17 protein-coding genes are annotated in these 14,243 nt (G+C 71.5%); 15 read left to right on the forward strand and 2 right to left on the reverse strand.

What is annotated here, in order from left to right; all coding sequences use genetic code 11:
* From ACRDTB_RS33220 to ACRDTB_RS33230, 3 genes are all read left to right on the forward strand, one after another.
* The coding region (locus tag ACRDTB_RS33220) for a hypothetical protein (RefSeq protein WP_431436174.1) at nucleotides 1-245 on the forward strand (245 nt) is incomplete at its 5' end.
* 104 nt (nucleotides 246-349) lie between these two features.
* Nucleotides 350-778, forward strand: coding sequence for a hypothetical protein (locus tag ACRDTB_RS33225; RefSeq protein ID WP_431436191.1), 429 nt, complete (start codon nucleotides 350-352; stop codon nucleotides 776-778).
* Between the two features lie 105 nt (nucleotides 779-883).
* On the forward strand, nucleotides 884-1,744 hold the full coding sequence (locus tag ACRDTB_RS33230) for an SGNH/GDSL hydrolase family protein (RefSeq protein ID WP_431436175.1): 861 nt from the start codon (nucleotides 884-886) through the stop codon (nucleotides 1,742-1,744).
* On the opposite strand, the gene ACRDTB_RS33235 is transcribed toward ACRDTB_RS33230, so the two are convergent.
* Nucleotides 1,741-2,148: a glyoxalase superfamily protein gene (locus ACRDTB_RS33235; protein ID WP_431436176.1), complete on the reverse strand. Its 408-nt coding sequence runs from the start codon at nucleotides 2,146-2,148 to the stop codon at nucleotides 1,741-1,743. The two genes, ACRDTB_RS33230 and ACRDTB_RS33235, sit on opposite strands and share 4 nt — an antisense overlap.
* 60 nt (nucleotides 2,149-2,208) lie before the next feature.
* Here ACRDTB_RS33235 and ACRDTB_RS33240 point away from each other — a divergent pair, with 60 nt between their 5' ends.
* The 8 genes from ACRDTB_RS33240 to ACRDTB_RS33275 all read left to right on the forward strand — a co-directional run bounded on the left by ACRDTB_RS33240 (nucleotide 2,209) and on the right by ACRDTB_RS33275 (nucleotide 8,140).
* The gene (locus ACRDTB_RS33240; RefSeq protein WP_431436177.1) at nucleotides 2,209-2,568 is read left to right on the forward strand and encodes a PadR family transcriptional regulator; all 360 of its coding nucleotides are present in this window, start codon (nucleotides 2,209-2,211) and stop codon (nucleotides 2,566-2,568) included.
* A gap of 48 nt (nucleotides 2,569-2,616) precedes the next feature.
* Entirely contained in the window at nucleotides 2,617-2,769 is a 153-nt protein-coding gene (locus ACRDTB_RS33245; protein ID WP_431436179.1) for a hypothetical protein, read from the forward strand.
* 131 nt (nucleotides 2,770-2,900) lie between these two features.
* Nucleotides 2,901-3,851 carry a hypothetical protein gene (locus tag ACRDTB_RS33250; protein ID WP_431436180.1) on the forward strand — a complete coding sequence of 317 codons (951 nt, stop codon included), beginning with the start codon at nucleotides 2,901-2,903 and terminating at the stop codon, nucleotides 3,849-3,851.
* Complete coding sequence (locus ACRDTB_RS33255; protein WP_431436181.1) at nucleotides 3,848-4,153, forward strand: transcriptional regulator; 306 nt, start codon at nucleotides 3,848-3,850, stop codon at nucleotides 4,151-4,153. Before ACRDTB_RS33250 ends, ACRDTB_RS33255 begins: the two co-directional genes overlap by 4 nt.
* 44 nt (nucleotides 4,154-4,197) lie before the next feature.
* Nucleotides 4,198-5,742, forward strand: coding sequence for a PucR family transcriptional regulator (locus ACRDTB_RS33260; protein ID WP_431436182.1), 1,545 nt, complete (start codon nucleotides 4,198-4,200; stop codon nucleotides 5,740-5,742).
* A gap of 133 nt (nucleotides 5,743-5,875) precedes the next feature.
* The gene (ald, locus tag ACRDTB_RS33265; protein ID WP_431436183.1) at nucleotides 5,876-6,991 is read left to right on the forward strand and encodes an alanine dehydrogenase; all 1,116 of its coding nucleotides are present in this window, start codon (nucleotides 5,876-5,878) and stop codon (nucleotides 6,989-6,991) included.
* A gap of 618 nt (nucleotides 6,992-7,609) precedes the next feature.
* Nucleotides 7,610-7,807, forward strand: a complete 198-nt coding sequence (locus tag ACRDTB_RS33270; protein WP_431436184.1) for a hypothetical protein — start codon at nucleotides 7,610-7,612, stop codon at nucleotides 7,805-7,807.
* A gap of 6 nt (nucleotides 7,808-7,813) precedes the next feature.
* Nucleotides 7,814-8,140 (forward strand): hypothetical protein, encoded by a 327-nt coding sequence (locus ACRDTB_RS33275; protein WP_431436185.1) that lies wholly within the window; start codon nucleotides 7,814-7,816, stop codon nucleotides 8,138-8,140.
* 9 nt (nucleotides 8,141-8,149) lie between these two features.
* Here ACRDTB_RS33275 and ACRDTB_RS33280 read toward each other — a convergent pair whose 3' ends face one another.
* Complete coding sequence (locus tag ACRDTB_RS33280) at nucleotides 8,150-8,512, reverse strand: MerR family transcriptional regulator (protein ID WP_431436186.1); 363 nt, start codon at nucleotides 8,510-8,512, stop codon at nucleotides 8,150-8,152.
* A gap of 62 nt (nucleotides 8,513-8,574) precedes the next feature.
* Between ACRDTB_RS33280 and ACRDTB_RS33285 the strand changes: the two genes are divergently transcribed.
* The 4 genes from ACRDTB_RS33285 to ACRDTB_RS33300 form a co-directional block, all read left to right on the forward strand.
* Nucleotides 8,575-10,080 carry an MFS transporter gene (locus ACRDTB_RS33285; RefSeq protein WP_431436187.1) on the forward strand — a complete coding sequence of 502 codons (1,506 nt, stop codon included), beginning with the start codon at nucleotides 8,575-8,577 and terminating at the stop codon, nucleotides 10,078-10,080.
* Nucleotides 10,002-11,390: an ABC transporter ATP-binding protein gene (locus tag ACRDTB_RS33290; RefSeq protein ID WP_431436188.1), complete on the forward strand. Its 1,389-nt coding sequence runs from the start codon at nucleotides 10,002-10,004 to the stop codon at nucleotides 11,388-11,390. Before ACRDTB_RS33285 ends, ACRDTB_RS33290 begins: the two co-directional genes overlap by 79 nt.
* Nucleotides 11,390-12,277 (forward strand): ABC transporter permease subunit, encoded by an 888-nt coding sequence (locus ACRDTB_RS33295; RefSeq protein WP_431436189.1) that lies wholly within the window; start codon nucleotides 11,390-11,392, stop codon nucleotides 12,275-12,277. Before ACRDTB_RS33290 ends, ACRDTB_RS33295 begins: the two co-directional genes overlap by 1 nt.
* A 65-nt stretch (nucleotides 12,278-12,342) precedes the next feature.
* Nucleotides 12,343-14,243 (forward strand): ABC transporter ATP-binding protein (locus ACRDTB_RS33300; protein WP_431436190.1); only part of this gene is annotated, 1,901 nt, incomplete at its 3' end.

Here is a 14,243-nt window from a genome sequence, read left to right on the forward strand (position 1 = left end):
GCGCCGGCGCGGCCGGCCGCGACACCGCGAGCGAGGTGCTGCGCGCGGAGACCGAGCGGCTGGTGCGCGCTGTCGTGGCCGGCGGCCGGGAGTGTTCGGTGCTCGACGTGCGTACCGAGGCCGAGGCGAGGTGGTGGGCCGATGCGGGCGTCACGACCCTGCAGGGCAGCGTGTTCGGTCCTCCCGTCGCCGTCGGCGACCTGATGACGTTGACCGGTCTGACACGACCCGTCACCACCGGTTGAGCCCGGTTCGACCGCGACTGGTGGAAGATGTGGCCGTGGACCCGAACAGCGACCCCGACCGGGACAGGCGCATCGTCGAGACCGCGAGCCAGGCGCTCGCGGCGATGAACGCCGGGCCGGACGAGGACGCGGCGGAGCGGGTGACCGAGGCGTTCCGGGCGGGTCCGGCCGGCGTCGAGGACGCGCAGGAGCTGATGCTGCTGCTGTTCCACGAGTGCAGCGCGATGGTCGCCGCGCTCGGCTCGGGCGGCACCGCGCCGGTGAAGATGCAGGTCTTCGACAACGACGGCCAGGAGGTGCCGATCGACGAGGCGGACCCGCCGGTCCGCACGGCCGTGCGCACGCTGCTGGCCGAGGTGCACGGCGACACCGAGGCCGCGAAGACCCACATCGAGATCGCGCTCGCCAACGCCGCGCCCGACGAGATGGTGACGCTGATGGTGCAGGCACTGCGGTGGACCATCCGGCTGTCCGCCGAATGCACGAGCCGCGATCTGCCGGTCGCCGAGTGGATCACGACCGCGCTGTCCTGACCAAGGTCCCCCCACTTTCGTTGGATTGACAGCAATTCACCGACCGCGCATTGTCTTAGTGGTTGTCTACCGACGAGTAGAGAATTCGAGACACTGGAGTCTCCGATGCGCCGGCTACTGCCCCTGCTCACCACCGCCGCCGCGATCGCCACGGTCGCCGCCGTCGCCCTCTCCGGATCCGCCAGCGCCGCCCCGGCTGTCGGGAAGTACGTGGCGCTCGGTGACTCCTTCGCCGCCGTCGGCTCGCTGGACAACATCCACGGCGACCCCATCGGCTGCGCCCGTGCCACCGACAACTACCCGTCCGGCGTCGCGGCCCGGCTCGGCGCGGGCACGTTCGTCGACGCGACCTGCGGCGGCGCCGAGACCGTCCACATGACACAGCCGCAGTCGGTGACCGGGGGCGACAACGCGCCGCAGTTCGACGCGCTCACCCCGGACACGAGCCTGGTGACGCTCTCCATCAGCGGCAATGACATCGGCTTCAGCGACATCGCGAAGACGTGCGCGGAGAAGAGCTTCACCAACCCGTTCGGCTCGCCGTGCGAGGACCACTTCACCGAGGGCGGCACCGACGAGCTCGCCGAGCGGATCAACGCCGTGGCCGGCCCGGTCGACGCGGTGCTCGACGGCATCCACGAGCGGGCGCCGCAGGCCACCGTCGTGGTCGTCGGCTACCTGCGCATCCTGCCGCCGACCGACGGCTGCTGGCCGATCGTGCCCTTCGCCGGCGGCGACGTGCCCTACTTCGACGGCGTGCAGCACCAGCTGAACGCGATGCTCGCCGCGCAGGCGGCCGCCAACGGCGCGGTGTTCGTCAACGCGGGCGACCTCCTCGGCCACGACGTGTGCTCGGACGACAAGTACGTCGAGGGCCTGATCCCCGAGTCGCTGTCGGTGCCGCTCCACCCCAACGCCAAGGGCCAGGCCTACGTCGCCGACCTGGTCGCGGCCGCGCTCAGCTAATCGGTGTCGGGCTTGTTGTCGCTGCCCCACCGCTCGCCGAGCGCGTAGCGGGTGCCGTCCGGATCCTCGAACATCGACCACCAGCCGAAGAACTGCTTCGTCGGCGGCGCGGGGAACTTCACGCCCTTCGCGGACAGCTCCCGGTAGGTCGCCTCGACGTCGTCGGTGTAGAAGAACACCGACGAGGTCGGCGTGCCATCGCGCACCTCGCCCATGGACCAGCCCGGCTGGCGCTTGCTGAGCACGAGCTTGACCGCACCGTCCGGCGTCCGCACCGACAGCCAGCGCTCCTCGCCGTACGGCGCGTCGTCGGCGAGCTCGAAGCCCATGGTGTCTACCCAGAACTGCTTGGCGCGTTCCTGGTCGTCGACGAAGAGCACGACCTGGTTGACACCGCTGATCATCGTCCACCTCCTGGATATAACCACATCAGATATAACAATGCTGGACTGTATTATGTGGACATGACAGAGGGCAACCCGCCACCGCTGACCCCCGCGGGCTACCAGGTCCTGCTCGCGCTGGCCGGCGGGCGGACGCACGGCTACGCCGTCATGCGGTTCATCGACGAGGTCACCGGCGGCTCGGTCCAGCTCGGCCCCGGCACGCTGTACCGCACGATCGCCCGCCTCGTGGCGGACGGCCTCGTCGAGGAGGTCGCGGGCGGGGAGAGCGACGAGCCGCACGACGCGCGCCGCCGCTACTACCGCCTGACCGACCTCGGCCACCTCGCGGCCACCCGCGAGACTGCGTTGCTCGCCCGGCTCGTCGACGTCGCGGCCGAGGCGGGCCTGCTCGCCGGCCGGCGACGCTCGGTGTCGTGAGGCCCGCCATGAAGCCACGCGCGCACGCCGCACCTGTTCGTCCGCGACGTGACCGCCGCGATCTCCTGCTACCGCACGGCGTTCGGCGCGGTGGCGGTGTTCCGCAACGTGCTGCCGGTCGGCACGATCCACTTCATCGAGCTCGCCGTCGGCGGCGGCCTGTTTCGTGAGCGAGCTTGCGAGCGAACCATGACTTCGTGAGCGAGCTTGCGGGGCCGAGGTGGAGCTGCCGGGTGCGGGAGATCATCCGCCAGACCCACCCGACGCCTGATCTTGACAGGTCTTGTTTGCGATGCAAATCTATGTGCATCGCAATCAAGTTTGGGGATCTCATGACCGACGACGACGGCCCGGCGCCGAGCCGGGCGGAACCGACCGCCACCGACCTGCTCGAGGACATGCGAACGTTGCGCGCACGGGTCCGTGCGGACCGGCACGGCTACGCGTTCCCGCTGTTCCTGTTCGGCGGGCTGATCCTGCTCGCGCCGCTGACCTACGTTTCGATCCCGGGCTTGCCCATCGTGAACTCCACGGACGGGACCTCCGGCTTCCAGCTCGTCGACCAGGGGCCGTTCCCGCAGTTCGCGCCGATGTTCGGCAACGTCAAGTACCCGGGTCTGGTCGACTGGTACTGGGTGCTCACGATCGTCGGCGGGACGGCGATCACCGGCTGGTGGTACCGGCGGCGCGCGCGGCGGCTCGGCATCGAGACCGACACCCGCTGGACGTTCGTCGCCGCGCTCGCCGTGCTCGCCGGTTTCCTGCTGTGGCAACCGGTCCTCGAGCAGCTGGCGGCGAACGTCGGCCGGGGGATCAACCTGTACTCCGCGCCGTGGCTGAACCTGCCGATCCTGTTCGGCTCGGCCGTGCTGGCCACGGCCGTGCTCGCGTGGACCTTCCGTCCACAACGGACGGATCGGCAGCGCGCGGCCGGCGTGTTCGTCGGGGTGCTGCTCGCCTCGCTGACGTTCGCCACCGTGGGCGTCTACATGATCAAGGGCTTCTCGGCCCTGCTCGCCATCGCGGTCGCGCTGCTGGTCCTCGCGTGGTGGGAGCGCAGCATCCCGCTCGCGGTCATCGGCACGCTGTTCACGATCGCCTCGATCCCCGCCAACCACTGGCTGTGGGATTGGGACCTGGACGAGCTGTACCAATGGCTCGGCTGGGCGAGCGGCCGGGACGACGCACAGGTCTACGCGGTACAGAGCCTGCTGCTGCCCGGCCTGATCCTGGTCGTCGGCGGCGCGGTCACCGCGCTCACGAGGGCCCGGAACACGCCGTGAGTGACCATCCGACCAACGGGCTCGACGACGTCGTGCACCAGAAGCACCGGCTGGGCATCCTCACGATCGCGTCGGAGACGAAGCGGGTGGAGTTCGGCTACCTCAAGGACACGCTCGAGCTCACCGGTGGCAACCTGTCCCGGCACCTGACCGTGCTCGTCGACGCGGGGCTGCTGGACATGGAGAAGGGCTACGACGGCCGGCGGCCGAAGACCTGGGTGAGCATCACCCAGGCCGGCCGGCGGGCGCTCGCCGACGAGATCGCCGCGCTGCGCGCACTGGTGACCCGGCTCGACGAGTAGCCGCCGGGTGGCTCCCGGCTCGCCCCAAGGGGGACGATCTACCCGTGATCACCGTGCAGGGCGTCGTGGACCGGGTCGGTCCGACGCTGCTGCACGTCCGGCTCGGCGGCGCGGCGACCCACGTGAACGACGTGGTCATCGCCGAGCCGGGACGCAAGGACCAGGTCGGCGACGGGGACCTGGTCCTCGGCGTGTCGGTGCATACCGCCAAGGACGCGGTCGAGCTGATCCGACACTGTGGGGCGCAGGGCGCGGCGGCGGTACTGCTCAAGCCACCGCTGCCGGCGCGCGGCGCGGCGCGGTCCGCGACGAAGGAGACCGGGTTGGCGGTCGTCGAGGTGCACTCGGGCGCGGCGTGGGCCCAGCTCGTGTGGCTGTTGCGGTCGGTGCTCGACGCGGCGGCCGACGAGTTCGAGGACGACACCCGGTCGAGCGGCCTGGGCGACCTGTTCCGGCTCGCGGACGCGGCGGCCGCGGTCGTCGACGCGCCGGTCACGATCGAGGACGCGAACTCCCGCGTGCTCGCCTACTCCGCCCGCCAGGACCGCACGGACCCGGCACGCGTGTCGACGATCATGGGCCGCCGGGTGCCGGACGACGTGCTCGCGCGGTTCCGCTCGCGCGGGGTGTTCCGCGAGCTCTCCCGCGGCCGCACGACGATCTTCGTGCCGGCCCAGCAGGACGGCACGCTGCCACGGCTGATCGTGCCGATCCGGATGGGCGGCGAGCTGCTCGGCTCGATGTGGGCGGTGGTCGCGGGACCGGTGGCCGACGAACGCGCGGCCGCCTTCGCCGACACGGCGCCGGTGGTCGCGCTGCACCTGCTGCGGCGGCGGGCCACCGAGGACGCCGAGCGCCGCCGGTCGGCCGAGCTGGTGCGGGCCGTGCTCGAGGGGCGGGGCAGCGTGCGGCTGGTGGCGGCGGAGCTGAACCTGACCGACGAGCCGCACCGGGTCGTGGCGATCGCGAGCCGGGCGGACGACCCGCTGGGTGCGGAGGGCATGCGGCTGGCGCTGTGGGAGCGGATCACCGCGGGCGTCGGCCGGCGGCCGGCGATGGCGGAGCTGCACGACGTGCTCTACGCGGTGGTGCCGGACCGTCCCGGCGAGGGCGGCTGGCCGTCGCTGCGCGCGGCACTGGCCGAGGACCGCACGCCACCGCTGGTCGCGGCCGGCCCGCCGGTGCCGCTCACCGGGCTTGCGGAGTCGCGGGACCTGGCCGAGGAGACGCTGGCGTTGCTGCGCGCCGGGCTGCTGGACGGGCCGGTGGCCAGCCACGAGCAGGCTTGGCCGGTGCTCGTGCTGCACCGGGCGGCGGTGGCGGCGGTGGGGTCGGGCGTCACCGACTTCGGGCCGCTGTCCGTGCTGCTCGCGCAGGACGAGGGTTCGGGCACCTCGTACGTGGACACCCTGTACGAGTGGCTGCGGCATCCCGGCGACCCGCGGGCCGCGAGCAGGGCCCTGCGGATCCACCCGAACACCCTGCGGTACCGGATGGCGAAGCTGACCGAGCTGGCCCGCGTGGACCTGGACGATCCGGACGTGCGGCTGGCGCTGCTCGCCCAGCTCACGGCGTTACGGTGGCGTTGAGCCAACCTCCAGCCGACTGTGCCCGCAGCACGAGCGAGTGGCGCCAGGCTGGTGCTCGGAGGACGATGACTATCACGGATAGTTACTCCATTGTCTGGTGCAACACCCATCTGGCCTAGTCGGGAGGAAAGTCGTGAAGGTCGCCGTTCCCCGTGAGATCAAGAACCACGAGTATCGCGTGGCGCTGACACCGGCGGGGGTGCACGAGCTGACCACGCATGGGCACGACGTGTTCGTCGAGGCCGACGCCGGTGCCGGTTCGTCGATCCAGGACGAGGAGTACCTCGCGGTCGGCGCGAAGGTGCTGGCGTCGGCGGACGACGTGTGGGCCGAGGGCGACCTCGTGCTGAAGGTGAAGGAGCCCATCGCCGAGGAGTATCCGCGGCTGCGGGCGGGCCAGGTGCTCTTCACGTACCTGCACCTCGCCGCGGACGAGACGCTGACGAGGGCGCTGATGGCGGCGGGCACGACCGCGGTCGCGTACGAGACGGTGCAGCTGCCCTCGGGTGCCCTGCCGCTGCTGGCGCCGATGTCGGAGGTGGCGGGCCGGCTGGCGCCGCAGGTGGGCGCGTACGCGCTGATGCGGCCGTCGGGTGGCCGGGGGGTGCTGCCGGGTGGCGTGCCGGGGGTGGCGCCGGCGCGGGTGGTGGTCATCGGCGGCGGCGTCGCGGGCCTGAACGCGGCGACGATCGCGCTGGGCATGGGCGCGAGCGTGCAGGTGCTGGACACCAACGTGGATCGCCTGCGGCAGATCGATCTGCAGTTCCGCGGTCAGATCCGCACGATCACGTCGAACAGGTACGCCGTGGAGGAGGCCGCGCGCGACGCGGACCTGGTGATCGGCGCGGTCCTGGTGCCGGGTGCTCGGGCGCCGAAGCTGATCAGCAACGAGCTGGTGGCGCGGATGAAGCCTGGCTCGGTGCTCGTCGACATCGCGATCGACCAGGGCGGCTGCTTCGCCGACTCCCGGCCGACGACGCACGCGGACCCGACGTACTCCGTCCACGGCTCGGTCTTCTACTGCGTGGCGAACATGCCGGGCGCGGTCCCGCGGACGTCGACGTACGCGTTGACGAACGTGACGCTGCCGTACGCGGTGGCCCTGGCCAACCAGGGCTGGCACGACGCTCTGCGCGCGGACCCGGCCCTGGCCCTGGGCCTGAACACCCACGCGGGCGCCCTGACGAACGCCCCCGTAGCCGAGGCCCACGCCCTCCCCCACACGAAGTTGAGCGAATTCCTCACCTAATCAACACCGACTCCACAGAGAAGAAACCGGAAAGGCGCTGGTAGCCCAGCGCCTCTTCCCATGCCCACCCTTTGACCAGCAACAAACGTCGGCCGCCCATTACAACGAGCCAAAGAACGTCACAGTGTCAAGCGCCGAGCCAAGACGCCCACCGGTGAACACCCCAAAAGGCGGCCACGCCGGATGCAACGGGCCAAGGCGTCTGCTGGTCAACGCCTAAGCGCCCACGCTGGGTCCGGGGGAGCGCGCACCGTGGGGCTTCTGGGGCGCGCCCCAGAACGAGACGGAACAACGGGAAGGCGCGAGAAAAAGCGCCGAACAAGGGGCTCGGGGGCGGCCCGCTCAACCAGCCTGGGGGTCACTGGGAGCGGGCCGCCAACAGAAGGATATGCCGTCCGTGTCGACAGCGCTGCAACCGGGGTGCGGCGATTTGAGATTTCTGCGGTAACGAGATGGCTTCCGCCACCAAGATCGCCCAAAGTGCTACGGGCCGCGACTGCTACTCCTACGTTCACTCGGATCGGGCCGCCCACTCTCGATCGAGTGAGAATCCAGGCAATGGAGTGAAGTTCAGGATTACCACTTCGGTCGACCGTTTCGCACGCCGATGTCGTAACGGTGACTGAACCTCGCTGGTCCGTCAGCTGCAACGATCCGTTCGGCCGGGACCGCGCGCTGACCGTCCTGGTCGAAGACGAGAGGGTCGTCCTGGTCCCCCCACCCGGAGCCGCCGCGGTGTTGTCCGCGCAGCAGGCCCGCGGTCTGGGGTTGACCCTGGACAAGGCCGCGGTCCGCGCCCTCGACCGGGCGGTCTGAGCCGGCATGTGGACGACGGACGACACGGTGCGCCGCGCGGTGCTGCACCGCCTCGACATGCTCGACCGGGCCGCGGGCCAGGCCGACGCCTCGACCCTGCTTCCCTTGGCCCGCACGGAGATCTGCCGGCTGGCCAACGGCTGGCGGTTGCTGCTGCGGACCCATCGGGTCGACCCCGACGGCCGCTGCGAGGCGTGCCAACGGGGACGGCGTTCCCCGCGCTGGCCGTGCCAGGTCTGGCGGTGCGCGCACGAGCAGCTCATCGGGGAGGGACTGCCGCACCGCGCCCGGACCCACCCGCTGCGCAACCCGTTCCGCCCGGTCGACCGCTAGCCGGTACACCTACGTGGCCTTGCGGACCGCCTGGAGGTACGTGCTGATCGCGTTCCGGTTGCGCGCCAGGCACTGGATCTTCGCGTCCATCTGGTCGCGGTGCCGCTCGAGGTCGGCGATCAGCTCCGGGGTCGCGTCGGTGACGTGGATCGAGCACGGGTCGTCCAGGCACGGCAGGATCTCGCGGATGATCCGGGTCGGCACGCCGGCGTCGAGCAGGCCGCGGATCTGCGTGACCCGCCCGACGAGGCCGTCGTCGAAGGACCGGTAGCCGTTCGCCGAGCGGGACGGGCTGAGCAGACGCTGCTCCTCGTAGTACCGCAGCAGCCTGGTCGGCACGCCCGTCCGCGCCGCCAGGTCCCCGATGCGCACCCCGCGACCTCCCTCACACGACGCTTTCCTTCACATTAGTGTCAAGGTTCGAGCATGGGGTCATGAGACCGACCCTGGCCGTGCTGTCAGTGGCACAGTTCCTCATCGCGCTCGACTACTCGATCATCTACGTCGCCCTGCCGAGCGTGGCCGCCGACCTGCACCTGGAGCCGTCCCTCGCGCAGTGGATCGTCAGCGCGTACGCGGTGCTGTTCGCCGGCTTCCTCGTGGTCGGCGGCCGGCTCACCGACCGGGTCGGCGCGAAACGCCTGTTCATCGGCGCCATCGTGTTCTTCGGCATCGCGAGCGCGATCGGCGGCGCGGCGGCCGACGGCACCGTGCTGCTCGCCGCCCGGGGTGCCCAGGGGCTCGGCGCCGCGCTGCTGCAGCCGGCGATCATCGGCCTCATCGGCACGACCTTCCCCGCCGGCCCGGCACGCAACCGCGCGCTCGCCGTGTGGGGGGCCGTCGGCGCCTCGGGCCTGGCCGCGGGCGCGGTCCTCGGCGGGTTGCTCACCACCGCGTCGTGGCGGCTCACGTTCGTCATCAACGTGCCGCTCACCGTGCTGTGCGCGGTGGGCGCGCTGGTCTGGATCCGCGCCGCCGGGGTCTCGGCGGCGGACCGGATCCCGCTGCGGGCGGCGGTGCTCGGCACGGGCACGGTCCTCACGCTGGTCCTCGGCCTCACGCTCGGCGCCGACCAGGGCTGGCGGGCCTGGCCGACGCTGGTCAGCCTGGTGCTCTCGGTGGCGCTGTTCGGCACGTTCGTACGCAACGAGGGGACCGTGCCACTGATCGAGCCGGCCCTGCGCCGGATCACGACGCTGCGCGCGGGAGCGGTGGCGACCGCGCTCTACATGGCCAGCGTCGGCTCGGAGTTCTACCTGCTCACGCTGCTGCTGCAAAGCATGAAGGACTACGACGCGCTGAGCGCCGGCCTCGCCTTCGTGCCGCTCGCCGTCCTCGTGACGGCCGGCAACGGGGCGGCCGGGCGGGCGGTGCGGACGTACTCGCCGGCGACCGTGCTGGCCGGCGGGTTCGCCGTCGCGACCGCGGGCCTGCTCTGGCTCTCCCTCGCGCTGCACGGCGACTCCTACGCCGCCGACCTGCTGCCCGGCCTGCTGCTGTCCGGCTTCGGCCACGGCGTGATCTACCCGTCCATGTTCACCATCGGCACCCAGGACGTCCCCGCCGCGCACCAGGGGACCGCGGGCGCGCTGCTCACGACCTCGCAGTACCTGTCCGCCGCGGTCACCGTCTCCGTCCTCACGCTCGTGCTCGGCCCGGCCCCCGGCGACGGCCAGTTCCGTGCCGCGTTCCTGGTCACCGCGGCGGCCGCCGCGGCCGGCGCCGCGCTCGCGACCAGGAGCTATGCCCGCGTGAACGCCCGGCACGGGACGTGCTCGATCGCGAACCGGACGGTTGCCGACACGGCCGAACAGCCATTGGGGCAAGATGTCCGGCACGAGTCGGCAGGTAGGAGGGGACCGTGCAGGACGGTAGCGGCCGCATTGTGGTGCAGAACCTCAGCAAGAACTTCGGCAATGTGGCGGCGGTACAGAACCTGAGCTTCCACGTCGAGCCGGGCTCGGTCACGGGCTTCCTCGGCCCGAACGGCGCGGGCAAGACCACGACCCTGCGCATGTTGCTCGGCCTGGTCGCCCCGACCGCCGGCTGGACCACGATCAACGGCCAGCCCTTCCATCACCTCGGCAACCCCGCGCGCGTCGTCGGCGCGGTGCTCGAGGCGCAGGGATTCCACCCCTCCCGGACCGCCCGCAACCACCTGCGGGTCTACGCCGCGGCGATGGGCGTGGCGGACCAGCGCGCGGACGAGGTGCTGAACCTCGTCGGCCTCGGCTCGGCCGGCGAGCGGGCGGCGGGCGGGTTCTCGCTGGGCATGAAGCAGCGGCTGGCGCTGGCCACCGCGCTGCTCGGCGACCCGCAGGTCCTGGTGCTCGACGAGCCGGCGAACGGCCTCGACCCGGAGGGCATCGCCTGGCTGCGCACGTTCCTCAAGGCGTTCGCCAGCAGCGGCCGCACGGTGCTCATCTCCAGCCACCTGCTCGCCGAGGTCGAGCAGACCATCGACCAGGTCGTGATCATCAGCCGCGGCCAGACCATGTACTACGGCATGCTCGACGACCTGCGGAAGTCGCAGCAGAGCCGGGTGATCGTGCAGCCGGCCGACGTGGGCAAGCTCGCCACCGCGCTGCAGGAAGCACAGATCACCAACATCCAGCCGATGCCCGACGGCAAGGTCGCGGTCGTCGGCGCCACCGTCCAGCAGATCGGCGACGTGGCCGCGAAGGCCGGCGTCGCGCTGTACGGCGTGCAGGAGGAGAAGGCCGACCTCGAGCAGCTGTTCTTCCAGCTGACCAGCGGCCAGTTCGCCGCGCCCGGCCAGGTCCCGCAAGGCCAGCTGCCGCCGGTCCCACCAGGCGGCTACGCGCAGCCGGTCGGCCAGCCGATGCCCCAGCAGGGCTACCCGCAACAGGCGTACCAACAGCAGGCCTACCAGCAACCTGGCCAGCAGCCCGGTTACCAGATGCCGCCGCAGGGCTACCCGCAACAGCCCGGCTATCACCAGCCCCAGCAGTACCAGCAGCCGGGCCAGCAGAGCTACCCGCAGCAGCAGGGGTACGCACCGCCGCAGGGCACGCCGCCGGGCGGGTGGGGACCACCGAGCGGACCCCAGCAGGCACCCCAACAGGGCACGCCGCCGGGCGGCTGGGGACCACCGAGCGAACCCCAACAGCAGGTCCAACCCCAGCAGCCACAACAGCAACCGCCACCGCAACCACCAGAGCCACCACAGGCTCCGCAGTCGGAGCAGGAGCAGCAGCCCGGTCAGGGTGGAAGCGGAGGTAACGCCTGATGGGCCGGCTGATCAACGCGGAGTTCCGCAAGATCCTCACCACCAAGCTGTGGTGGGCACTGCTCATCCCAGCCGTGGCGCTCGCGCTCGGCTGGGCGTGGCTGTCCGCGATCTTCTTCACCGACGTGGCGGGCGAGATCGAGGACGCGCTGGACCTCGCCGGCATCAATGACGCCGAGCTGTCCCTGTCCTCGCTGGCGCTGACCAGGGCGATGAACTTCGCGACCCTGTTCCCGATGACGTTCGGCGCCCTAGCGCTGGCGAGCGAGATCAACCGTAAGACGATCACGACGAGCTTCCTGACCGCGCCCAACCGGGCCTCGGTGCTGGGCGCGAAGGCCATCGTCTACACGGTGTGGGGCGTCGTCTACGGCATCGTGGTGGCGCTGGCCGCGAGCCTCGGGGTGCTGATCGGCACGGGCGACGGCGCGCTGCCCGACGCCAGTGACTGGATGATCATCCTGCTCACCGGCATCATCTCCTGCATCCTGTGGACCCTGCTCGGCATGGGCGTCGGCGCGTTGCTCGGTTCACCCGTGGCGACGCTGGTGATCCTGCTGCTGTACGCGGCGCTGGTCGGCCCGGTCGCCGAGCTGATCATCACGGTGTCCACGGAGGGTTCGCACGTCGCGGGCGTGATGCCGAACGGCTCGGCGAACGGCCTGACCGGCTCGACCGCGGCGCAGCTGCTGTTCGACCAAATCCAGCAACTGGTCAACGAGCAGCCGACACCGGAGCAGCGGGAGGACTTCGACACGATCGCGCGTGCCGGTGCGGGCGCGCCGGGCGCGTTCTCGCTGTGGGTCAGCGGGCTGATCTTCCTGGGCTGGACGGCGTTGTTCTTCGGCACGGGCCTGATCCGCAACCAGCGCCGCGACATCACCTGACACACGCTCGGCCAGGTCCGGGCGGGTATCGGCGGACTGTCAGTGGGGCGACCTAATCTGGATTCGTGCCCGACAAGCCCGTCGAACCCTCCCGTGGCTGGATCCGCCGGCTCTCCGCTGCCTGCTGGCGGCACCGCCGGCTGGTGCTGCTGTCGCTGATCTTCTCGATGATCGGCGTCGGCTTCCAGGCGGCCGGTCCCATCATGGTCAAGCTCGTCGTCGACGACGCGATGGCCGGCCGGACCAACCGGCTCTGGTGGCTCGTCGCCGCCATGCTGGTGATGGAGCTGTCGACCTTCGGCAGCGCGTTCGTGCGGCGCTACCTCGGCGGGCGGCTGGCACTGGACGTGCAGCACGATCTGCGCCAGCAGGTGTTCGCCGCCGTGCAGCGGCTCGACGGCGCCAAGCAGGACGCGCTGCGCACCGGCCAGATCGTGTCCCGGTCGATCACCGACCTGCAGCTCGTCCAGGGCCTGCTGATGATGGTGCCGCTCTCGGTCGGCACCGTGGTGTTCGCACTGGCCGCGCTAGGCGCGATGCTGTGGCTGTCCCCGCCGCTCACGCTCATCGCGCTGGTGATCACGCCGGTCGTGGCGTTCGTCGCGGTGCGCAGCCGGCAGGTGCTGTTCCCCGCGTCGTGGTCGGCCCAGCAGCGCGCGGGCGACCTCGCCCAGCACGTCGAGGAGACGGTCACCGGCGTGCGGGTGGTCAAGGGCTTCGGCCAGGAGGCACGGGAGACCCACCGGCTCGACAAGGCGGCCCGGCAGCTGTTCGGCGAGCGGATGCGCACCGCGCGGCTCACCTCAAGACCGATCGCCACGTTGGTCGCGATGCCGGGCGTCGGGCAGGTGGCGGTGCTCGCGCTCGGCGGCTTCATGGCGATGAACGGGCAGGTCACGCTGGGCACGTTCCTCGCCTTCGCGAGCTACGTGGCGAACCTGGTCGGCCCGACCCGGCTCCTGTCCGGCCTGCTGGTCAACGTCCAGCTGGCGCGGGCCGGCGTGGAGCGGGTCTACGAGCTGATCGACTCGCACCCCACGGTCACCGACGCGCCGGACGCGGTCGACGTGCCGGCCGGCCCGGTCGAGGTCCGGCTCGACGGCGTGACGTTCGGCTACACCCGCAGCGAGCCGGTGCTCGACGGGATCTCACTGGCCGTCCGTCCGGGCGAGACGCTGGCGCTGGTCGGCACGGCGGGGTCCGGGAAGTCGACGGTGTCGCTGCTGCTGCCCCGGTTCTACGACGTGCACTCCGGCTCGATCACGGTCGCCGGCGTGGACATCCGCGAGCTGCGGCTGGCATCGCTGCGCGGCACGGTCGGGGTGGTGTTCGAGGAGGCGTTCCTGTTCTCCGACACGGTGCGCGCCAACATCGCCTACGGCCGGCCGGACGCCACCGACGAGGAGGTGCGGGCGGCGGCCCGGGCGGCGCAGGCCGACGGGTTCATCGCGGCACTGCCGGACGGCTACGACACGGTCGTCGGCGAGCGCGGGCTCACGCTCTCCGGCGGGCAGCGGCAACGGGTGGCGCTGGCCCGCGCGCTGCTGTCCGACCCTCGCGTGCTGGTGCTCGACGACGCGACGTCCGCCGTGGACACGGCCACCGAGGCGGCGATCCACGACACGTTGCGTGCGGTCACCCGCGACCGCACCACGCTGCTGATCGCACACCGCCGCTCGACGCTGGCCCTGGCCGACCGGATCGCGGTGCTCGACCGCGGCCGGGTGGTCGACACGGGGACGCACGAGGAGCTGACCGAGCGCTGCGAGCTTTACCGGGCGCTGCTGGCCGGCCCGGGCGAGGCGATCGAGGACCCGACGCGGCGCGTGGCGGACGATCTCGCACCCGGCCCGGATGGCTGGACCCCGGCACTGTGGCCGGACGACGCCGAACCCGACGCCGCCGAACCAGACGCGACCGGGGCCGCCCGCCCGCCGACGGTCGGGATCGGCGCGCCGCGTGGTGG

This window comes from Actinophytocola sp. (genome assembly GCF_050699935.1).
In the GTDB taxonomy this organism is placed as follows: Bacteria; Actinomycetota; Actinomycetes; order Mycobacteriales; family Pseudonocardiaceae; genus Actinophytocola.